This window comes from Paenibacillus arenilitoris (assembly GCF_014705655.1).
GTDB classification, from domain to species: domain Bacteria; phylum Bacillota; class Bacilli; order Paenibacillales; family Paenibacillaceae; genus Pristimantibacillus; species Pristimantibacillus arenilitoris.
This window is the reverse complement of record NZ_JACXIY010000020.1, coordinates 111,834-132,478: the sequence shown is the minus strand read 5'-3', so window position 1 is coordinate 132,478 and position 20,645 is coordinate 111,834. Positions and strand designations below refer to the sequence as shown.

General features: G+C 59.0%; 20 protein-coding genes. 13 read left to right on the top strand and 7 right to left on the bottom strand.

All coding sequences use genetic code 11. From position 1 onward, the window contains the following. Nucleotides 1–114 precede the first annotated feature (114 nt). From IDH41_RS18145 to IDH41_RS18135, 3 genes are read left to right on the top strand one after another with little or no spacing between them, the layout of a single operon-like run. A complete protein-coding gene (locus IDH41_RS18145; RefSeq protein ID WP_190863481.1) occupies nt 115–540 on the top strand; it encodes a hypothetical protein in 426 nt (141 codons plus the stop codon). 27 nt (nt 541–567) lie between these two features. Then, nucleotides 568–1,524, top strand: coding sequence for a sugar kinase (locus IDH41_RS18140; RefSeq protein ID WP_190863479.1), 957 nt, complete (start codon nt 568–570; stop codon nt 1,522–1,524). A 2-nt stretch (nt 1,525–1,526) separates the two neighbouring features. Continuing rightward, on the top strand, nt 1,527–2,309 hold the full coding sequence (locus tag IDH41_RS18135; RefSeq protein WP_190863477.1) for a DeoR/GlpR family DNA-binding transcription regulator: 783 nt from the start codon (nt 1,527–1,529) through the stop codon (nt 2,307–2,309). Nucleotides 2,310–2,637: 328 nt separating this feature from the next. On the opposite strand, the gene nagA is transcribed toward IDH41_RS18135, so the two are convergent. Together nagA and nagB are read right to left on the bottom strand one after the other, a co-directional pair. Next, complete coding sequence (gene nagA, locus IDH41_RS18130; RefSeq protein WP_190863476.1) at nt 2,638–3,837, bottom strand: N-acetylglucosamine-6-phosphate deacetylase; 1,200 nt, start codon at nt 3,835–3,837, stop codon at nt 2,638–2,640. Beyond that, complete coding sequence (nagB, locus tag IDH41_RS18125) at nt 3,830–4,564, bottom strand: glucosamine-6-phosphate deaminase (protein WP_190863474.1); 735 nt, start codon at nt 4,562–4,564, stop codon at nt 3,830–3,832. The genes nagA and nagB overlap by 8 nt, the downstream gene beginning before the upstream one ends. 228 nt (nt 4,565–4,792) lie before the next feature. On the opposite strand from nagB, the gene fni reads away from it, so the two are divergent. Next, nucleotides 4,793–5,851, top strand: coding sequence for a type 2 isopentenyl-diphosphate Delta-isomerase (gene fni / locus IDH41_RS18120; RefSeq protein WP_190863472.1), 1,059 nt, complete (start codon nt 4,793–4,795; stop codon nt 5,849–5,851). 50 nt (nt 5,852–5,901) lie between these two features. Here fni and IDH41_RS31990 read toward each other — a convergent pair whose 3' ends face one another. Continuing rightward, a complete protein-coding gene (locus IDH41_RS31990) occupies nt 5,902–6,675 on the bottom strand; it encodes a Ger(x)C family spore germination C-terminal domain-containing protein (RefSeq protein ID WP_317890771.1) in 774 nt (257 codons plus the stop codon). Further along, nucleotides 6,672–8,003: a spore germination protein gene (locus tag IDH41_RS18110; RefSeq protein WP_190863468.1), complete on the bottom strand. Its 1,332-nt coding sequence runs from the start codon at nt 8,001–8,003 to the stop codon at nt 6,672–6,674. Before IDH41_RS18110 ends, IDH41_RS31990 begins: the two co-directional genes overlap by 4 nt. A 154-nt stretch (nt 8,004–8,157) precedes the next feature. On the opposite strand from IDH41_RS18110, the gene IDH41_RS18105 reads away from it, so the two are divergent. The 4 genes from IDH41_RS18105 to IDH41_RS18090 all read left to right on the top strand — a co-directional run bounded on the left by IDH41_RS18105 (nt 8,158) and on the right by IDH41_RS18090 (nt 13,321). Further along, nucleotides 8,158–8,910 carry a class I SAM-dependent methyltransferase gene (locus IDH41_RS18105; protein ID WP_190863467.1) on the top strand — a complete coding sequence of 251 codons (753 nt, stop codon included), beginning with the start codon at nt 8,158–8,160 and terminating at the stop codon, nt 8,908–8,910. Next, nucleotides 8,904–9,917, top strand: coding sequence for an MBL fold metallo-hydrolase (locus tag IDH41_RS18100; RefSeq protein ID WP_223829827.1), 1,014 nt, complete (start codon nt 8,904–8,906; stop codon nt 9,915–9,917). Before IDH41_RS18105 ends, IDH41_RS18100 begins: the two co-directional genes overlap by 7 nt. 571 nt (nt 9,918–10,488) lie before the next feature. Then, a complete protein-coding gene (gene glpX / locus IDH41_RS18095; RefSeq protein ID WP_190863465.1) occupies nt 10,489–11,472 on the top strand; it encodes a class II fructose-bisphosphatase in 984 nt (327 codons plus the stop codon). Nucleotides 11,473–11,602: 130 nt separating this feature from the next. Continuing rightward, nucleotides 11,603–13,321 (top strand): ATP-binding protein, encoded by a 1,719-nt coding sequence (locus IDH41_RS18090; protein WP_190863463.1) that lies wholly within the window; start codon nt 11,603–11,605, stop codon nt 13,319–13,321. Between the two features lie 357 nt (nt 13,322–13,678). Here IDH41_RS18090 and IDH41_RS18085 read toward each other — a convergent pair whose 3' ends face one another. Together IDH41_RS18085 and IDH41_RS18080 are read right to left on the bottom strand one after the other, a co-directional pair. Beyond that, nucleotides 13,679–14,359 (bottom strand): TIGR00266 family protein, encoded by a 681-nt coding sequence (locus tag IDH41_RS18085; RefSeq protein WP_190863461.1) that lies wholly within the window; start codon nt 14,357–14,359, stop codon nt 13,679–13,681. 19 nt (nt 14,360–14,378) lie between these two features. Continuing rightward, on the bottom strand, nt 14,379–14,918 hold the full coding sequence (locus IDH41_RS18080) for a phosphatidylglycerophosphatase A family protein (protein ID WP_190863459.1): 540 nt from the start codon (nt 14,916–14,918) through the stop codon (nt 14,379–14,381). Between the two features lie 132 nt (nt 14,919–15,050). Here IDH41_RS18080 and IDH41_RS18075 point away from each other — a divergent pair, with 132 nt between their 5' ends. The 3 genes from IDH41_RS18075 to rdgB all read left to right on the top strand — a co-directional run bounded on the left by IDH41_RS18075 (nt 15,051) and on the right by rdgB (nt 17,737). Continuing rightward, nucleotides 15,051–16,112, top strand: coding sequence for a GerMN domain-containing protein (locus tag IDH41_RS18075; RefSeq protein WP_190863457.1), 1,062 nt, complete (start codon nt 15,051–15,053; stop codon nt 16,110–16,112). A gap of 219 nt (nt 16,113–16,331) precedes the next feature. Beyond that, entirely contained in the window at nt 16,332–17,069 is a 738-nt protein-coding gene (gene rph, locus IDH41_RS18070; protein ID WP_190863455.1) for a ribonuclease PH, read from the top strand. Between the two features lie 5 nt (nt 17,070–17,074). Next, nucleotides 17,075–17,737 (top strand): RdgB/HAM1 family non-canonical purine NTP pyrophosphatase, encoded by a 663-nt coding sequence (rdgB, locus tag IDH41_RS18065; RefSeq protein ID WP_317890770.1) that lies wholly within the window; start codon nt 17,075–17,077, stop codon nt 17,735–17,737. A 102-nt stretch (nt 17,738–17,839) separates the two neighbouring features. Here the strand turns inward: rdgB and asnB are convergent, their stop codons facing one another. Next, the gene (gene asnB / locus IDH41_RS18060; RefSeq protein ID WP_190863454.1) at nt 17,840–19,684 is read right to left on the bottom strand and encodes an asparagine synthase (glutamine-hydrolyzing); all 1,845 of its coding nucleotides are present in this window, start codon (nt 19,682–19,684) and stop codon (nt 17,840–17,842) included. A gap of 139 nt (nt 19,685–19,823) precedes the next feature. On the opposite strand from asnB, the gene IDH41_RS18055 reads away from it, so the two are divergent. Further along, nucleotides 19,824–20,165, top strand: a complete 342-nt coding sequence (locus IDH41_RS18055; protein ID WP_190863452.1) for a hypothetical protein — start codon at nt 19,824–19,826, stop codon at nt 20,163–20,165. A gap of 24 nt (nt 20,166–20,189) precedes the next feature. Further along, nucleotides 20,190–20,543 (top strand): hypothetical protein, encoded by a 354-nt coding sequence (locus tag IDH41_RS18050; protein ID WP_190863450.1) that lies wholly within the window; start codon nt 20,190–20,192, stop codon nt 20,541–20,543. Nucleotides 20,544–20,645: the final 102 nt, after the last annotated feature.

The following is a 20,645-nucleotide window of genomic DNA, read 5'->3' as shown; positions in this document are numbered from 1 at the left end:
TGGGCGGCTCAAGCGGTTTGTTTGAAAAAAATCTTGTTTCTGATAAACTATTGGTAGCGTCCGTTTATTGGAAATCTATGATTTTATGCGCTCTATGAAACAGGAGGAGTCCAAATGTTCAAAACGATGTTAATTTTGCATGTGCTCGGCGCCGCGGGAATGGGGTTCTATCTCGTCCTTCCGTTCATGGTCGGCAGAGCTTCCAAGCTGGCCGGAATCGGACAAGGGGGGCTTGCCGAAGGCTTGCTGTCCGCGAACCGGATCGCGCAGTACTTTCTCGTGCTTCAGCTGCTGACTGGCGGCTACTTGATCTCGCAAGCCGATTATACGGTGGCATGGATGATTATTATCGTCGTCTTGTTCCTTGCCATTGCCGCGCTTGGCGGGATCGTATCGAAGCCGCTGAAACGCGTCGTTTCCGCCATCGCGGAAGGGAAAAGCGCAACGGCCGACATCGGCAAGGCGCGCGTGATGAGCATTATCGTGCTCGTGCTTTACGTCGCGATCATTATTTTCATGAAAAATCCGATTTATGTATAACAATTACGCCGCAGGGGGGATGGCAACGTGCATGAAGCATCACCGCAAATTTTAACGTTTGGCGAGACGATGGCGCTGTTTATGCCGCAGGAGCATAAATCGATCGAACGCGCCGCGACGCTGGAGCAAGGCTTCGGAGGGGCGGAGAGCAACGTCGCGATCGGCCTTGCCCGCCTCGGCGCCTCCGTGGGCTGGTTCGGGGCGCTCGGCGACGATCCGTTCGGCAAGCTGATTTTGAAGACGCTGCGGGGCGAAGGCGTCGATATTTCCCGCGCGAAGCTAAGCTCGGACGCGCCGACCGGCATGATGTTCCGCGAGCATGTCGCCGGGCGGCTCGCCGTCCATTACTTCAGGAAGCATTCGGCGGCTAGCCGGATGCTTCCTGAGGAGCTTGACGAGGATTATATCCGCGGAGCCAAGCTGCTTCATGTAACCGGTATCACGGCGGCGCTGAGCGACAATTGCCGGAAGACGGTGCGGCGCGCGATCGATATCGCGAAGGAAGCGGGCGTGCTGGTCAGCTTCGATCCGAACCTCAGGCTTAAGCTGTGGACGATCGAGGAGGCCCGCGAGGCGCTGCTGCCGCTCGCCGAAGACGCGGACTATTTTCTGCCGGGCTGGGACGAGCTGAAGCTGCTTTACGACACGGACGACTACGGCGCGATCAAAGGCAAGCTGAACGAGCTGAAGGCGATAAGCGTCATTAAAGGTATGGACGACACTACGGTCGTGCTGGATAATGGCCGGGAAGAGAGCCTGCCGTTCTATCCGGCCGATCAAGTCGTCGATACGGTAGGCGCCGGCGACGGCTTCTGCGCCGGCTTTCTCGCCGGCATCATGAAGGGGATGACGCCGATCGAAGCGGTGCGTCTGGCCAGCATTAACGGGTCGCTCGTCGTCCAAATGCGCGGCGATTGGGAAGCGCTGCCCGAATGGAGCGTGGTGGAGCAGCGCCTGTCCGCCAAAGCTTGGGTGGAGCGTTAGGAATGGCTGAAGCGACCGGATCGAAGGGGCAGCGGCGCCGGGAGGCGATGCTGCAGCTGCTGAAGCAGCAGGGGCGCATTACGATTTCGGAGATGGTCGAGAGGTTCGGCTGCTCCGAGGCGACGGCCCGCCGTGATCTCGAGCAGCTGGAAGCGGAATATCCCGTCATCCGCACGATCGGCGGCGCGATGTACGACGGCATGCACGCGGTGCGCGAGCTTCCCTTCGCGGAGAAGGAAGGGCTGTCCATCTTGGAGAAGGAACGGATTGCCGCGCTGGCCGCATCGCTCATTACGGAAGGCGACGTCGTCGGCCTCTCCGGCGGGACGACCAACTTCCTGCTTGCCAAGCTGCTGAAGTCCCGCAAAGGCATAACGGTGGTGACCAATGCGGTCAATATTGCGATGGAGCTGGCGGGGAGCCAGATCCAGGTCGTCGTGACCGGCGGCATTATGCGCCACAACAGCTTCGAGCTGTGCGGCCCGCTAGGCGAAGGCATGGTCGGGCATTTGCATATCGGCAAAATGTTCATCGGCATCGACGGCATATCCGCCGCCAGCGGCATCACGACGTACTCGGAGCAGGAAGCGCAAATCGCCAAAGCGCTCATCAAGCGCTCGCAAGCCGCCTATGCCGTATTCGACCATACGAAGGTCGGACGAACCTCGTTGTTCTCCGTCGCAGCCATGTCCGAGCTTCGCGGCGTCATTACGGACGCGCCGCTCGAAGGCGAGCTGGCCGAGCAGGCGGAGCGGCAAGGCATTTCCGTTCATGTGACCGGGTGATGAACCGGAAGCTGCCCATCAAGTAAGTCTGCTTACTTGATGGGCAGCTTTTTATTTGATCGTTCCGTTCCGGGCCAAGAAGCGCCGAGATGACGCAATCAGGTCTAACAATTAGACCTGAAGACCTGATCCGCCGAAATCGGCGCCAAACCCGCAATCAGATCTAAAATTTAGATCGGATGCAGTCACTCCGGCCCATTCCGGGCCCCAACACGGCCGGCCAAACTGCCGGCCTAGCCAAGCAACAAAAAGAGACGGGACCCAACAGGTCGCCTGAACGACTTGTTGGGGATCGTCTCGTTAGAGCGGCTGTACACGGTAAGCGCCGCTACATCATTTCGCCTTGGGAATCGGACGCATAGACGGACCGTCCGTTCACCCAAGTCTGCTTGACGTTGAACTGCGCGTCGGTCAGCACGAGATCGGCTTGCTTCCCGCCGGCGATGGAGCCCGTGCGGCCGAAGAGGCCAAGCTGCCTGGCGGCGTTGCCGCTGGCAAGGCGGCTGACGTCGACGATGCCAAGCTCCGTATGCTCCAGCATGAAGCGGACGGCGCCGATCATCGTGAGGCAGCTGCCAGCCAGCGCGTTGCCTTCGCGCAGCCTCGCTTCGCCGCCCTTCACGACGACGGCGAGGCCGCCGAGCTCGTAGTCGCCGTCCGGCATCCCGGCAGCCGCCATGGCGTCGGTAATGAGAATGACTTTGTCCGTCTTCTTCGCGGCGAGGAGCAGACGGATGGCCGCGGGGTGCACATGCATGCCGTCGGCGATCAGCTCGGCGTAGATCCGCTCCTCGGTCAGCACCGCGCCAAGCGTCCCCGGCTCGCGATGATGCAAGCCGCGCATGGCGTTGTACGTATGCACCGCCTGCGTCAAGCCGGCGTCGGCGGCCGATACGATATCCGCGTATAGGGCATCGGTATGCCCGCAGGCGGCGACGATCCCATGCTCGGCGAGCCAGGCGATCGTCTCCTTGGCCCCGTTCTTCTCGGGGGCCAGCGTTACCTGCCGGATGAGACCGGGCCGGCTCTCGGCCCATCGCTTCAGCCATTCCGGCTGGGGATCCGTAATATGGGCGGGATTTTGCGCCCCCGGCCATTTCTCGCTAATGAACGGCCCTTCCAAATGGACGCCGTAAAGCGCCGCGTAAGGCATTTCGCCCTCGCGATACGCCTCGGCAGCCGCCAGCACCGCCTCGATCGCCTCCTTGGAGGCCGTCATCGTCGTCGCGAGCATGCCGGTCGTGCCGTACGAAGCGTGAAACCGCGTAATCGCGTCGTAGCTCTCGCGGCTCGCGTCCATAAAGTCAGCGCCGAAACCGCCGTGCACGTGCATGTCGATAAATCCGGGCAGCAGCCACCCGCCCTGTCCGTCAACGGCTCCAAGCGCCTCGCCGTCCTCCACCTCTTCTTCATCCGTCAAGATCCGCCGGATCACCCCGTCCTGCACGAGCACGCCGCCGCTAACGGTTCGATCCTCCAGTACGACGTTCGCGTTCCGGATGAGCCAGCTTGCGGAAATTTCAGCCATTGTCCTTCAACATCCTTCCGGCCTCGCGATCGAGCAGCACGATGACGCGGGCATGGGTTTGCAGCAACGAAGCCGGTACGCTCGTCGTGATCGGACCGGTCAGCGCTTCCTTTACGATATTCGCTTTGTCCGAGCCGCGAACGGCCAGCACGATCGTATCCGCTTTTAGGATCGAACCGACCCCCATCGTAACCGCCTTGTCCGGTACGTCGTCCATTGAAGCGAAGAAGCGGGCGTTCGCCTCGCGCGTCTCCGGCTTCAGCTCCACCGCATGCGTACCGCCGGTAAGGGCCGTGCCGGGCTCGTTGAAGCCGATATGCCCGTTGTGGCCGAGCCCGAGCAATTGAATGTCGACGGGGCTGGCCGCGAGCATATCGTCGTAACGGCGGCACTCCGCTTCGAGGTTGTCCGCCGTTCCGTCGGGCAGATGGGTTTGATCCTGCGGAATATCGATATGCGAGAACAAATGCCGATTCATGTAATAAGCGTAGCTCTGCTCGTCATCGGGGGATAGCCCGACGTATTCGTCGAGATTGAACGTCGTCACGCCTCGGAAGCTCACTTTTTGCTGGTTGTATAGTTCTACTATTTTGTCATAAATTCCGATAGGTGTCGATCCCGTCGCGAGTCCCAATACGGCGTTCGGCTTGCGGTTCACGGTATCGGCGATAAGACCCGCCGCGTAGGCGTCCAATTCCTGCTGGGTTTCAAAAATGATCGTGTCCATAACTCGGCCTCCCGAATGTTTTATTGCTTTTATTTTAAAGGAGTCTCGCTCGATTAACAATGGTTTTTGATCGTATTTTTCAAAATTATGAGTTAAAAAATCATTAAGATGAAATTAATCCAAGCTTCCAGTCCCGCATGCGACGATGAGCATGGAGCGGAAAATTATGCTATGCTTGTACGTAATCGTAATTTCAAGTCAGCCGTAATTGTCCGGGAGGAAAGTAGCATGACCATCGACCATCAAGCACATACCGCGAAGCGCAAAGGGGAGCATATCCGCATTTGCCTGCAGGAGCAGGTGAACGGTGTCGGCATCGAAACCGGCTTCGAACGGTATCGCTTTAGACATAACGCGCTGCCCGAGCTTTCCTTCCGCGAGGTGAGTCTGGAGACCGAGTGGCTGGGCCGAAAGCTCGGCGCGCCGCTGCTCGTCAGCTCCATGACGGGCGGCACGGAGGAGACCGGGGCGATTAATAGGCGGCTCGCGGAGGCGGCCGAGGAGCGCGGCTGGGCGATCGGCCTCGGCTCGATGCGAGCCGCGATCGAGAACGAGCGGCTGGCCGCCACGTTCCGCATCCGCCAGGTCGCGCCGAGCGTGCCCGTCATCGCGAATTTCGGCGCCGTCCAGCTTAACTGCGGCTACGGCGAGGACGCCTGCCGCAAAGCGGTCCAGCTGGCGGAAGCCGATGCGCTCGTTCTGCATCTCAACAGCATGCAGGAAATATTCCAGCCGGAGGGGGACACCGATTTTCGCGGGCTGCTGGCGGCCATCGGCCGCGTATGCCGGGCGCTTGAAGTGCCCGTCGGCGTCAAGGAAGTCGGCTGGGGGATCGACGCCGATACGGCTTCGGCCCTGATCGAAGCCGGCGTATCCTTCATCGATGCCGCGGGAGCGGGAGGCACCTCGTGGAGCCAGGTCGAGAAGCACCGCTTGAGCGATTCGCTCCGCCGTGAAGCCGCCGAAGCGTTCGCCGACTGGGGCATACCTACCGCCGACAGCGTCGCGGAAATTCGCGCGAGGCTGCCGCGGACGACGATCATCGCGAGCGGCGGACTGCGAACCGGCGTCGACGCCGCCAAGGCGATCGCGCTCGGCGCAGACCTGGCGGGCTTCGGAAGAGTGCTGCTTCCCCAGGCCGCAGGAGGCGCTGCTGCTGCTTCGCAGGAGGCGCTGCTCAGGCAATTCGAGCGAATCGAATTCGAGCTCCGCGCCGCGATGTTCGGCATCGGGGCGGGCTCGATTGCCGAACTGAAGCGCACGGATAGGCTGGCGGTCCTATCCTAACGAAACACGGCTGATGCGTCTGCCAAACCGGCAGGCGCGTCAGCCGTGTTTCATTTGAGAAGACCGGTGCCTTCGATTTTCATATCCGTCTCGACGACGAACTTCACGTGCGGATAGACGGACTGCCACTTCCCCCAAGCGCCGTTGCCGGGATGGGTGGCGCGATATCTTAGGCCGAAGCCGAGCGGGTCGACGCCGGCCTTCTGGATTTTGCGAAGCAGCGATTCCGCCGTCTTCGAGAACGTCCGGGCCAGCTGCCGCTCTGCGGACGTCCAATCGGTATTGTACAGGCCGATTTGGGTAACGTAATTGGCGACGATATGGATGGCGTCCCAATTGAGCTGCGGGCTGCGAACCGCTTTGAACATAACGAACAAAATAATCGGCGCGTTGATGATGAGCCCGATCTCGATGACGAGCATGACCGTTAGCGACGACCTCGTCGCCGCATAGCCGCAGGCCAGCACCAGCAAAATTAAAATGACGGCCGAGTTCGCGTCCGGGTTGAAAAAGCGGTTAATCAATATCGCGTAGGCGACGACGACCATCGAGGTAGCGAACCACCACATCGCGGCGTAGAACAGCATGAGCGCCGACACGGCCCACTGCGGCATATGCTGCTTCAATATTTCGGGGAAGCCCATACCCGGATAGCGCGCCAGCGCGCTCATGTACAAATAGACCAGCGCCGTGCCGATTGCCGCGCCGACGATCAGGGAAGAGACGGCGCCGGTGAACCGGAAGCTGATCAGAATATGCGGGACGTACAGCATAATATTAATGAAGCTGACGATGATGAAGTTGTAAAAAACGTACCGATTCACTTTTGATTCACCTGCCCGATATCGCCTTCCATCGGCCGCAGCCTGCCGAATACGCGGAAATACGGCTTGCCGAAGCTTCTCAGATTGCATAAATACGTGATATACACGAATAGACCGACCGCGACGCCGGCCACGCCGAAGAAAATCGAGATCGCGATCAGCGGATATTTCAAAAATCGGACCGCGAACGAAAGCGAATTGACCGGTATGACGAAATTCGAGATCGCAACGACGGACGTCACGATGATCATGATGCTGCTGACCAATCCCGCCTGCTGTGCCGCCTGGCCCAGAATAAGGCCGCCGACCGTCGTTGCGGTTGAGCCGATATAGCGCGGCAGCCGGATGCTTGCCTCGACGAGCATCTCGATCATGAACAGCATGATGAACACCTCGATGAACGAAGGGTACGGCACGGCGGAACGGCTTCCCGCGATCGAGAAGGCGAGCTGCACGCGGAATAGCTCCGGGTTGTAGGACACGACGGAAATATAGAGTGCGGGCAAGGTTATCGTCAGCACGATCGAGGCATACCGGAGGAAGATCAGAAACCGCGTCATCCAGTACGCTTCGTAATTGTCTTCCGCCGCATGCATGAAGTCGAAGAAGGTGGCCGGCAAGATGAGCGCGAACATGCTCCCCTTCAACAGGACGACGATTTTGCCTTGGGAGATCGCCTTCGTGATCCGGTCGGGCCGCTCGGTGATGAGCGAGGTCGGGAACAAATGCTTGCGCTTGCCGACGAGCAGCTTCTCGAGTTCGCCGACCGCATGGACCATCTCGACGTCGATCGTCGTCAATTTGGAGCGCACGTTATCGAGCACCGTCGGATCGACCCGCCGCTGATCGAATACCGCCATGATCGGCGTTTTGGAGATGGAGCCGATCGTATGCTCCCCGACGGACAGATCGGGAGACGGGTACATGCTGCGGATCAGGTTCAAGGAATTTTTGAGGTCCTCGCTCAGCGCAAGCTGGGGGCCTTGGATGGCGCTCTCCACCTGCGTCGGCGAGGCTTCGTTGCTAATGATCCGGGAGGCGTCGAACGAGTAGACGTGGCTGCCCGCTTGGAGAAGCACGCTGCCGCGGAGGAGAAGCTCCTGCCACTTGGCCGCGTCCTCGACGCTTCGGTATTCCGGATTCGTATCGAGCTGCTGCTTGAACGGATATTCGTTTCTCGTGAACGGGACGATGATGAAATCGTTAATTTTTTTCTCGTCGCAGAGAGGGGCGATATATGCGATTTCCAGGCTCATCCCGCTATTTTGCAACGATGCCAGCTTTAAATCGACCGCTTCCGCAAACAGCAGGCGCAATCTTTCGATCATGACGCTCTCCCTCTCCTCAAATCTCATCCCATAGGTTGCGCCAAATGAGATAAATTATTCCAGCCCGTTTTTTGCCGGGACGGCACAATTGCAGTAAAATAGGGAATTGATACGTATATCCGGCTTAACGTTGCGGCAAGAAGGGGAGCGCAGGATGAAACCGTGGTACGAACAGAGCTTTGGGAATGATTATACGCTTGTCTATAAACACCGGAATTGGGAGCAGGCCGGCAAGGAAGCGCGCAAGATGGCAGACTGGCTGAAGCTGCCGCCGGGCGCGCGGGTGCTCGATATCGGCTGCGGGCTTGGCAGGCATGCGCTGGCGCTGGCACGCTGCGGATTATCGGTAACGGGCGTCGATTTGTCGCCCATCCTGCTGAAGCAAGCGCGCCGGCATGACGCGCGCCGCGAGGTGAAGTGGGTGGAAGGCGACATGCGCGAGCTGCCGTTCGATGCGGGCCGCTTCGACGCGACGGTCAATTTGTTCACCTCCTTCGGTTATTTCTCGCTGGAGGACGATAACGCGAAGGTGCTGCGCAACATCCGGCGCGTTCTTCGCGAGGAAGGGGCTTTTTTGATCGATTTTTTAAACCCGGACTACGTGGAACGGCATCTCGTGCCGCGCTCCGTGCGGGTCGATGCCGAAACCGGCCAACGGATCGAGGAGGTTCGGACGATTCAAGGCGGGTGGGTGCAGAAGGAAATTACGATAACCGTCCCGGGCAAGCGGGAGGCGGCAAGGCAATATTTGGAGCGGGTCAAGCTGTACAGGCTGGACTGGTTCGCGCACCGGCTAGCGGAGTGCGGGCTCAGACTGGATCGGCTTTACGGCGATTACGACGGATCGGACTACGATACGCTGCATTCGCCGCGAATGATAATGGCAGGGAAGGCGGGAGCATGGTGAATCCGAAGATCGTGGAAGAAACGAAAGGCTCGGTAATGCTGGAGGAAGGCTGGGTTCAGGTCAAGGTGCCCGTTCCGTTCTCCCTGAAGTGGGTGAACAGCTACCTTATACCGGAGGAGGACGGGTATACGATCGTGGATCCGGGGCTAAGAACGGACGAGGCGATTCGCGTATGGGACGAGGTGCTCGGCGAGCTTGGCCTGCGCTATGCCGACCTGTCGCGTATCCTTCTGACGCACCAGCATCCCGATCATTACGGGCTCGCCGGTTACATGCAGCAAAGAAGCGGGGCGCCGGTCTACATCAGCCGGCGGTCCCACGCGTACGCGCTAAGGCTTTGGAGCGAGAACAGCACCTTCGCGGAGGAGCTGCAGCGCCTGTACGCGGAGCACGGCATGCCGTCCGAGCTGCGCGAGGCGATCGGCGCCAATTTGGATACGTTCAAGGCGATGGTCTCTCCCCAGCCCGAGGTCGCCTATATCGAAGCCGGCGAATCGATGAGGCTCGGCGGGAGACGCTGGCAGCTGATCGACGCGCCGGGCCACGCGAAAGGCCAGCTCTGCTTCTACGAGCCGGAGCGGGGCTGGATGCTGTGCGGCGACCAGGTGCTGCCGCGCATTACGCCGAACGTCGGCGTCGTGCCCGGAGAAGGGGGAGATCCGCTAGATGCGTTTCTCCGCAGCTTGAGCGAGCTGAGACGTTACGACGTTACGATGGCGTTCCCCGGCCATCGCGATCCGTTCGCCGATTTCGGCGGCCGGATCGACGAGCTCGTCCAGCATCACGAACGCCGATTGGACCGGATGGTCGAGCTATTGTCGGAGCAGACGCTCACGGCGTTCGAGCTGTGCGAGACGCTATTCGGCAGCCGCCTGCGCGAGAACCCGCACAACCTGCGGTTCGCGATGTCGGAGACGCTCGCCCACCTGGTCTACCTGGAGCGGAGGGGACGCATCGTGCCGGCCTGGGCGGACGGCGTCTGCCGGTATGCCGCTTCCGCACGCTGAGGGCTGCGTACCGCTGCGGCGTGAGCGGCGGCGGGATTGCTGCCGCAGGATCGCAGAAGGGGGCGTTAACGCCCCCTAAGCGAGGTTTCTTGACCGCGCAAGCGGTCTGCTCCGATGTCCAACATTCCAGCTCCAACACGAACGCGTCCTCCCTATCGAACCGTATCGCGAGCTCCCCGTTCTTATCCCAGGATTGATATTTTCCTCTATATTTCTCTTCGTTTCCTTATCAGCGATAGGCAATCCCGCATTCCTTGAACAGCCCGTCAAGCCTCGCGCCCGAATAAAGAGACGAGCGTATAAGACTCCGCATCTTTCACCGCAGCCACCTCTCTTAGAATATATGCGTCATAATTATCCGATCGACTCTGTGGGCCAAGCTGAATAATTCTTCTATTAGCCTTTAAGTTTCTTCTAGACGCCCGATTTTCTGTTTATGACGATTTAATGAAGATGGAAAAATATATATTGCGTCATATATTTTTATATGATACATATTTAATAACGGAAAACGCCTCAAAGGCGAAACGGAATTCCGAGTAGGATAAATCGAAGAGAGGGAGATTGGACGATGGAGAGAGAATTGGCGCTAGAACTTGTTAGGGTTACGGAACTGGCGGCGCTGGCATCCGCGCCGTGGATGGGGCGGGGCGATAAGAACAGCGCGGACGGGGCGGCGACGTCGGCGATGCGGGCGATGTTCGATTCGGTATCGATTCGCGGTACGGTGGTCATCGGCGAAGGAGAGATGGACGAGGCGCCGATGCTCTACATCGGCGAGGAGGTCGGCAGCTTGAACGGCCCGGAGGTCGATGTCGCGGTCGATCCGCTGGAAGGGACCGAAATCGTCGCGAAAGGGCTGAACAACGCGATGTCCGTCATCGCCGTCGCCGGCAAAGGGCAGCTGCTGCACGCGCCCGACATGTACATGGAAAAGCTGGCCTGCGGCCCGGCGCTCGCCGGGAAGCTGAGCATTACCGATCCGATGGAAGAGACGCTCCGCAAAGCGGCAAGCGCATTAAATAAGAAGGTCTCGGATTTAACCGTCATGATTCTCGACCGCGGCCGCCATGAATCGATCGTGAAGGTGCTGCGGAAGGTCGGCGTTCGGATCAAGTTTCTGTCGGACGGCGACGTGGCCGGCGCGATGGCGCCCGCCTTTCCCGAAGCGGGCATCGACTTGTACGTCGGTTCGGGCGGCGCGCCGGAGGGCGTCCTGGCGGCGGCCGCGCTGAAATGCCTGGGCGGCGAGCTGCAGGCGCGGCTTATGCCGGCGGACGGCAACGAGTACAAGCGCTGCGTCGAGATGGGCATCGAGGATCCTTACCGGGTACTGACGATGGAGGATATGATCGGAAGCGGCGACGTTTACTTCGCGGCGACCGGCGTGACCCCGGGCGAATTTCTCGGAGGCGTGCATTACTTTCCCGACCAGCGTGCCGAGACGCATTCGATCGTCATGCGCGCCAAAACCAAGACGATCCGCTTCGTCCGCTCTCTGCATTACTTGCCGAACAAGACGCTGCTGAACGCGAACCCGCAGCCCGTGCTTTAACGCGGGGCTTTGCCGCTTCCGGAACGTCCGCCGCCGCAGGGATGGGGAAAACGTATTGCCCGTTTATCGATTTTTCGATACGATGAGAATGCGTTATTCATTCACGGGGTAGATTGGAAGGAACGGTAGCATGGATCATTATAAAAATGCGTTCGATCTTTCTTTCGATTTAATGATCATTCTAGATAATGACGGCAACGTCATCGATTACAACAACAGCGTCAAGAAATTATTGGACCCGTCGAAATGCTATGCCCGGGTCGAGGATTTTAACGTCAACGTTCACCCGGACGATCTCGGGTACGTCGAGGCGATAACGGCGCAGGTGCTAAGCGGCGGCCAGGCTACCGATTACAAGTTCCGTTACCGCCACGCGAACGGGACGTACCTCTGGGTGCAGTGGAACGCGGTGATGAGCGGGGACGCTCGTTATTTTTACTTCGTCGGACGGGACGTCACCGAACAGCACAAATATGAGGAGAATCTGCGGAGCCAGGAAGCTTGGTACCGGAGCTGCCTGGATCAGCTGATCGATTGCTTCGGCTACTATTCGGCGATTCGCAACGAAGAGGGCGAGATCGTCGATTTTCTGATCGAATACGTGAACGAAGCCTCCTGCCGGACGAATCATTATACGAAGGAGGAGGCGATCGGCCGGAGGATTTCGGAGCTGTTCCCCGGCTCGATCTCGGAGCTGTTCCCGATCTTCCGCCACGTCACCGAAACCGGCGAGACCGTGTTCAAGCGAGAAATGGTGTATAACGATATTTCGATGGCGGGCGTCTATGACATTTCGTATTACAAGATGGGAGACGGCTTCGCCAATAGCTGGCGCAACGTGACCGAACAGTTGAAGACGCAGGAGCATCTGAACGAGTCGAACATGAAGTTCGCGAGAGCGTTCTATACGAACGCGACGATGAACTTCATCGTGGACATGGAGGACGGCGGCATCGCCGAAGCGAACGAGAAGTTTCTGAATGCCGTCTCCCCCGATTCGCGGGAAGATCTCGGTCGCCGGATTATAGACGCTTCCCGCATCAGCAGGTCTCTCGTCAACTATGAAATGAATTTTACGAAGCACTCAGGGGAGCAGGGTTGCGGCATGTTCTCGGGCGAACCGCTCCGAATGAACGAGCGGGATTATTTCCTCGCCTTCGCCACGGACGTAACCGATCAGCGCAAAGCGGAGAAAAACCTCGTGCTGCTCGATAAGTTCAACCTGCTCAGCTCGATGGCGGCCAGCATCGCGCACGAGGTAAGGAATCCGATGACGACGATCAAAGGCTTCCTGCAGCTCATGCGCCAAAATACGGAAATCCAGACGAAGGAAGAAATATTGGCTTTGATGGTAAGCGAGCTCGACCGTGCCAACGGCATCATTAGCGAATATTTGTCGCTTGCCAACACCCGGTTCGTCAGCAAGGAATATTTGCAGCTGAACGGCATCATCGAGCAGCTGCTCCCGCTGCTTGAGGCGGACGCCGCCGTGTCCGGCATCGACGTCGTCACCGATTTGCAGGCGGACAAGCCCGTGTTCGTCGACGCGAAGGAGATACGCCAGCTGATTCTGAACCTGACGCGCAACGCGATCGAGGCGATGGGCAAGGGGGGCGTGCTGACGATTCGGACCCGCAAGATCGACGGCTACGTCAATATGGAAATCATCGATCGGGGGCACGGCATTCCGAAGGAAGCGCATGACTCGATCTTTACGCCGTTCTACACGACGAAGGACACGGGAACGGGACTGGGGCTGTCCGTATGCCGCAGCATCGCGGACCACCACGGCGCGACGATCCAATTCGAATCGGATCCCGCCGGCACGACGTTCCGGGTCGAATTTTAATTGCGTAAGTTGAAAAAATAGCGGTGTCACGGAACGTTTCCTGCATTGTCATTTTAAATTCAATAACTGAAACTAATAGCGAAAGAAGAAGGCAGACTAGTGGTTTAAATTCAAATTTTGAATCTAAATCGGTTAGTATCGAAGGGAAATGTCCGAATGGTACCATCTAAATTCAATTATTGATACTACATCGTAAGGGAATGAAGCTATGATCGATTTAGTTTCATTTTTTGAAATTAGCCTCCCGTCTAAGAAAGCAGCGCCAAAACAATGCAAGCTGTCTCCAAGGTCGCATCACAACCTTCCGAGACAGCTTTTTTGCAATAAAAATATAGGATTGCCGGTGCCGCGGCGCCTCTAGTTGCCCCTCGGCAAAAATCGTTTCAGCCAATTGGCGAATCCCGACGGGTTGCGGGACTGCACGAGGACGACGCCTTCCCCGCGGAACCGGCATACGATCGCCTCGCCGCTCGTAATGCTGGAGAGCCAGCCTTTGGCTGCTTTGTCGATGCTGTACTGCATATAGCCGGGCCATGCGACCAGATGGCCGTTGTCGATGACGGCTTCCTCGCCCGGCGCGAGGTTAATCGCGTGAATGGCGCCGTAGGACGACAGGAAGACGGTGCCTCTGCCGCCGATCTCCACGATGAAGAAGCCTTCGCCGGATAATAATCCTCTGCCCAAATTTTGCATCTTCGTATTGACCTCGATCCCGCTCGTTCCGGCCAGGAAGCCGTCCTTCTGGACGAACAGCTTATAGGAGCCGTCGAGCTCGATCGCCTCGATATCCCCGAGGGAGGGGGGAGCAAGAAGCACCTCTCCTTGCCCCCGATTCGCGCTTAGTTCCTGGAAAAAGAACGTTTCGCCGCTGAGCATTCTGCCGAGTCCGCGCATGAATCCGCCGTCGACGGTTCCTTTGAGATCGATGTTCGGCGACATGGAGACCATCGCCCCCATCTCGGCTTTGACCGTCTCTCCGGGATTCAGCCTCACCTTCAGCATCGCGAATGCGCCTCTATACAAGATTTCGTAATTCATCCCGTTCCCTCCCGTTGTCTTAATCGAGCGGAGGCTGCGTTACGCCTTCCCTCTCCGCCTGCTTGCGGTGGGCGATCCGGCTTGCCGCGGACGCTGCGATCGCGCCGACGATATCGTCGAGGAAGGTGTGGATTTCGCCGTCCTTCTTATCGTTCAGCCTGACCAGAATGCCCGGCTTCAGCTTGTCGATGTAGCCAAAGTTGGTGAACCCGATGCTTCCGTAGACGTTCACGATCGAAAGCGCCAAAATTTCGTCGCAGCCGTAAAGCCCTTCGTCATGCTTGATCATATCCTGGAGCGGCGCCATGAGCTTGCCTTCCTCCGCCAAAATATCGAGCTGGATGCCGGTCAATACGGCGTTTTGCACCTCGCGCTTCGACAGCACCGCATCGACGTGGACGATGCAGTCCTCCGCCGTCAAGTCGGGGAAGTATTCCTTCTGCAAAAAATGAACGAGCTCTGCGATCGCTTCCTTCGTCACTCCGCGTTTCTTGAGCCATTCGTCCGTCGCTTCCGCCACTTTGCGGCTGTTGAGGCTGTACATTTCAGGATTGGACATGTTTTTGTTCTCCCTTACGATTTTGTGGACAAAACTGGTCTAAAACAAGGAAGGGCTCGTATACATAGTACTACAAATAGTGAGTTGTACAAAGCCGCCAGGCTAAACTTGAATTAGGGAGGAAAGGACAATATGGTTCAGAAAAGATGGATTAGGGGTGCAGTGTTGACGGGCGTGCTCGCGCTTCCCATTCTTACGGCGGGCTGCAGCTTCTTCTCGCAGGAGACGGGGAAGTCGATCGATCCGCCGCAGGTAGAGACGGAGGACGGAATCGAAGGCGGCGAAGTCGGACAGGCCGGGGAGCAAGGCCAAGGCCAAGAAACGCAGATGACCGTTTATTTGGAGGACCGCAACGGCTACCTGGCGCCGATCTCGCTACTGACGACGCTCGGCGAAGGGGAGGTCGCGGCGCAGAAGGCGCTCGAAATGATGGTGGAGAACGGCGCTTACGCAAGCCAGCTTCCGGAAGATTTCCGCGCGTTGATTCCGCAAGGAACGCAAATCAAATCGTATTCCTTCGACAAAGAGCAGAAGCTCGCCGTCGTTGAATTTTCCGAGCCGTTCGCCGGCTACAACGCGCAGGACGAGCGTTCGATCGTAGAGGCGATCACGTGGACGCTAACGGCGATCCCCGGCATCGAAGGGGTCGAAATTTGGTACGAGGGCGCCAAGCTGGCGGAAATGCCGGTAGACGCTTATCCGCTGGATGAGGCGCTCACCCGGGATATCGGCATCAATATCGAAACGGCGGAAGGCGTCAATTACGCGCAGTCCACGCCGGTTACCTTGTACTTCTCGGGACAGACGCTGAGCGAAGAGCAATATTACGTCCCGGTTACGAGGCTCGTGGAGCGCTCGGATTCGCCGGCGCAGGCGGCGCTTGAGCAGCTGATCTCCGGCCCGCTCGACACGAAAGAGCTGACCAGCGTCATTTTGCCGGATGTCGAAGTGACGAATATCGCGCAGGAGGGCAAGGTCGTGACGGTCGACCTGAAGGACGAGACGTATCAGGAGGGGCAGAAGCTGCCTGCGGAAATGCTCCAGGCGCTCGTGCTGTCCGTCACCGAGAACACGCCGGGCGCGGAAACGGTGCAGATCAAGGTCAACGGCGAAACCAACATCGTCGACATCAATGACAAATCCTACAGCGAGCCGGTAGGCAGGCCGCATCACGTGAATGCGATTAAATCGTAACCGCGCGCGGATCCATGCATAGGAGGGCTGTTCCCATGGGGTGAAGACCCTGGGGGAACAGCCCTTTCGCGTCCCTCCCGAAGCTCTTTTTTGCCGTTTCCCGGCTAAGCGGATGCAATTCGATTTCCACTTTGGTAAAATAGGAAAGATTGCGGATAGGGCCGCATAACGGCAAAAAAGTACATATCGACGAATTATGAACTCTTGGGAGGCATTCACATGCGAATGGACGGTCGGCAAACGAACCAGCTTCGGCCGGTTACGATATCGACGGGGATTAATAAATACGCGGAGGGCTCGGTTCTGATCGAAGTCGGCGACACGAAGGTCATCTGCACCGCCAGCGTCGAGGAGCGCGTGCCCCCTTTCATGAAAGGACAAGGCAAGGGCTGGATTACGGCGGAATATTCGATGCTGCCGCGCGCGACGCATTCGCGCAATATCCGCGAGTCGGCCAAGGGGAAGCTGACCGGCCGCACGATGGAAATTCAGCGGCTGATCGGCCGGGCGCTGCGCTCGGTCGTCGACCTGCAGGCGCTCGGGGAGCGGACGATTACGCTTGACTGCGACGTCATTCAGGCAGACGGAGGCACGCGAACGACCTCGATTACGGGCTCGTTCATCGCGTTATGCCTGGCCATCGGCAAGCTGTCGGACAAATCGCCGTTCGCCAAATTTCCGGTCACCGACTTCCTGGCGTCGGTCAGCGTCGGCGTCATCGGGGAGAAGGCGATGCTCGACCTGAATTACGACGAGGATTCGAAGGCGAAAGTAGACATGAATCTCGTCATGACCGGCAGCGGCAAATTCGTCGAAGTGCAGGGGACGGGCGAGGACGCCCCGTTCTCGCGCGAAGAGCTGGGCGAGCTGCTGGCGCTCGGCGAGACGGGCATCGCGGATCTGATCGGCAAGCAGATCGAGTCGCTCGGACCGTTAGCCGACCGGATCGGAGGGTAAGCGTCGTGACGAACCATTCGATTCTTTCGCATGAGGTGATCGTCGTCGCGACCAAAAACGCCGGCAAGGCAAAAGAATTCGCCCATGCGCTGAAGCAGCTCGGGAAGCAAACCGCGAGCCTGCTCGATTACCCGCAAATTCCCGACATCGTCGAAGACGGGGACACCTTTGCGGCCAATGCGCGCATCAAGGCGAAGACGGCCGGCGACGCGCTCGGCGTGCCGGTGCTGGCCGACGATTCGGGCCTGCGCGTGGACGCGCTCGGGGGCGAGCCGGGCGTCTACTCCGCAAGGTACGCGGGCGAGGGCGCGACGGACGAAGCCAATAACGCGAAGCTGCTCCGGGAACTCGGGAAGCTGGGAGACGACGGTTCGGATGCGCGCCGCGAATCGCTTCCGGACGGGTCGCGGCTGCTCAGCAAAGCCCGGTTCGTGTGCGCGCTTGCCTTGTACGATCCCGCAACGGGCGCTTTTATCGAAGCGGAGGGAGCGGTGGACGGCTTTATTACGGACCGCCCGCACGGAACAGGCGGCTTCGGCTATGATCCGCTCTTCTGGCTGCCGGCTCTTGGCCGCGGGATGGCCGAGCTGTCGAAGGAGGAGAAGCAGCGGATCAGCCACCGCGGCGAAGCGCTGCGGAAGCTGCTTTCGCGGCTCGGGCAGTCCTAAGTCCGGATCATGAGCCGGAGGCAAGCAAACGGAATAACCCCGATCGCAGGCGCGCTGCTTATGGCAGGAACGCGGCCGCGACCGGGGTTATTCGATTTTGGGTTACGCGATGACGACCTTATACTGCTTCAGCCATACATTGACCTGGTACAAATACGCGAACAGCTGCGGGCCCGACATGAGCTGGCCGAACCAGGGAATGTTCGACTTGGCGGAATCCGATTCGGCGAGTTCCCGCACCTTCTTCACGTTGATGAGAGGAAGGAGAGGGGAGGACGGATCGTCGAGCACTTCGAGGAGAAGCCCTTTGACGGCGGTCAAATAATTCGGGTTGTGCGTTTTCGGATACGGGCTTTTTTTACGGGTCAGGACGTCTTCCGGCAGGACGCCCCGCAGCGCCTTGCGGAGAATGCCCTTCTCCCGGTCGCCGGACGTCTTGATTTCCCAAGGGATGTTCCAGACATACTCCACCAGGCGGTGGTCGCAGAACGGCACGCGGACCTCGAGGCCGGCCGCCATGCTCATCCGGTCCTTGCGGTCGAGCAGCGTCGGCATGAACCTGGTAATGTTCAAATAAGACATTTGGCGCATTTTGCGAAGCGTCCCGTTCTCGCCGTCCAGATGCGGCGTCTCCGCGATCGCCTCCGCGTATCGGTCGCCGATATATTCGAGCGGCTTGATCCAGGCCGCCACGTCCGGCGCCAGCAGCTCGGCGCGCATCGCGGACGCGAGCGACCACGGGAACGTGTCCGCGTTCAGCGCCTCCTCCCGGTGAAACCACGGATAGCCGCCGAAGATTTCGTCGGCCGCCTCGCCGGAAATCGCCACGGTGGCGTCCTTCTTGATCTCGTGGCAGAACAGCAGCAGCGAGGCGTCCACGTCCGCCATGCCGGGCAAATCCCGCGCGAGGGTCGCGGCATGCAGGGCACGGACGAGCTCGGGCGTGTCGAACTGGACCCCGTGGTGAACCGTTCCCAAATGCGAGGTCATCCGCTCGATCCACGGCGCGTCGCTGTTCGGCTGGAAGGCATGCGCCTGAAAATGCTTGTCGTTGTCCCTGTAGTCGACGGAGTACGTATGCACGCTGCCCTGGCCGGTCTGATTGTAATAGTTCACGGCGAGCGTCGTTAAAGCGCTGGAATCGAGGCCCCCGGACAGCAGGGTGCAGACCGGCACGTCCGAAACGAGCTGGCGTTCCACGGTATCCTTGAGGAGCGCTTTGACATGCTCGGCCGTCTCCTCCGTCGTTTGCTCATGCGGCTTGCTATCAAGCTGCCAGTAGGTGACGGTTCGTACGCCTTCGCGGCTTACGGTCATGCATTTGCCCGGCCGCAGCTCGCCGATTTGCTTGTATACGCCATGGCCGGGGGTGCGGGCGGGCCCGAGGATGAAAATTTCGGCCAATCCTTCCGCTCCGACCTCCGGCTCAACGGCCGGGTGGGCCAGAATGCATTTTTGCTCCGAGCCAAAAATGAACAGTCCGTCCCGCGTGCTGTAGAACAGCGGCTTGACGCCAAGCCGGTCGCGCGCCAGAAACAGCTCCTGGGCGCTTACGTCCCAGATCGCAAAAGCGAATATGCCGTTAAACCGCTCGACGCACGACTTGCCCCATTCCATGAAAGCGACCAGCAGCACCTCGGTGTCGCAGCTTGTGGAGAACGTTCTGCCCCTGCTCTCCAATTCCTTGCGCAGCTCCGGCGCGTTATATAATTCACCGTTATAGACGACGACGTACTTGTCGTCGCCCGTATGACGAATCATCGGCTGGGCCCCGTTCTCGGGGTCGATAACGGACAGGCGTCTGTGGCCCAAAGCGCAATGCGCCGATATCCAGGTGCCCGCGGCGTCGGGGCCGCGCGGCGCGAGCGTGTCGGTCATCTTCTCGAGGCTTTCGCTTTGCATCGTGAGATCACGGTTCCAGTCGATCCAGCCGGTAATTCCGCACATCGTTCTCATTCCTCTCTTTTGCTGGTCTAAAGGTAGCGATAATATCCGTTATATGCGGAAAAAAGGGATAAAATGTCTGTCCGAAGGGGGATGCTAGAAGAGGCTGCAACGGAAGCCAACAGGAAGGGGGGATTGCAGCATGAGCGAGAAAGACCTGGGCGAGCACGGCAACGACGACCGGAAGCGATATTTCGTATCCGTTCAGGCGGGACAAATATTGGAGGATCAGCAGGCGGCGGCTTACGAGCTCGAGGTTTATTTAAATGAAAGAGAGCACATCCGGCTGCGGGAGCTGTTCGACGAGCTGTCCAGCATGGATGAAGCGCAAACTTGGCATTTTGTCTCCCATCCGTACGGCACGGCCGGCGACGGCGAACGGAATGCGGGGTACGACGAAATAATCCAGCGCATATACAAGAAGATGTACGAATACGGATCGGAAGAGACGAAGCGGCATATTGAGTCGATGCAGCTGTTTTAACGATCGAGACGGGAGGCGAGGGCGTTGGAAGTTGCAGAAGCGCGCGTAAGACGTTCCGCTGTGCGGGACGGCATCCGCTGCGGCGAGGTGGAGGTCGCGACGGACGAAACGGGCGAGGGGCGGCTGTTCGCCTACTTCTCGCTGTCCGAGGACAATGATTTCGATATGCAGGCCGTCGTCCGCAGCGACGCGCGGCCCGAGACGGATTGGCTCGACAGCAATAGGCATCAGGTCTGCGAGGACGTAACCGTGGACCTCTTCCTGAACGTCAATATGAAAACGAACTGGGGCGCCAGGGAAACGTTCAAGGAGCAGGTGCTTTCCTTCGGACAGGTCAGGGGAGAGCTCGCCGATCTGCTGGGGCGTCCGGAACATTAGCTTTTGTCGGCATCGGCCGCCGGTTCCGCCACCGAGAGGACGGGGCCGGCGGACTTTTTGTCATTTTCGAGAAAAACCGGCCGCTTGACAAAAGAAAAACCG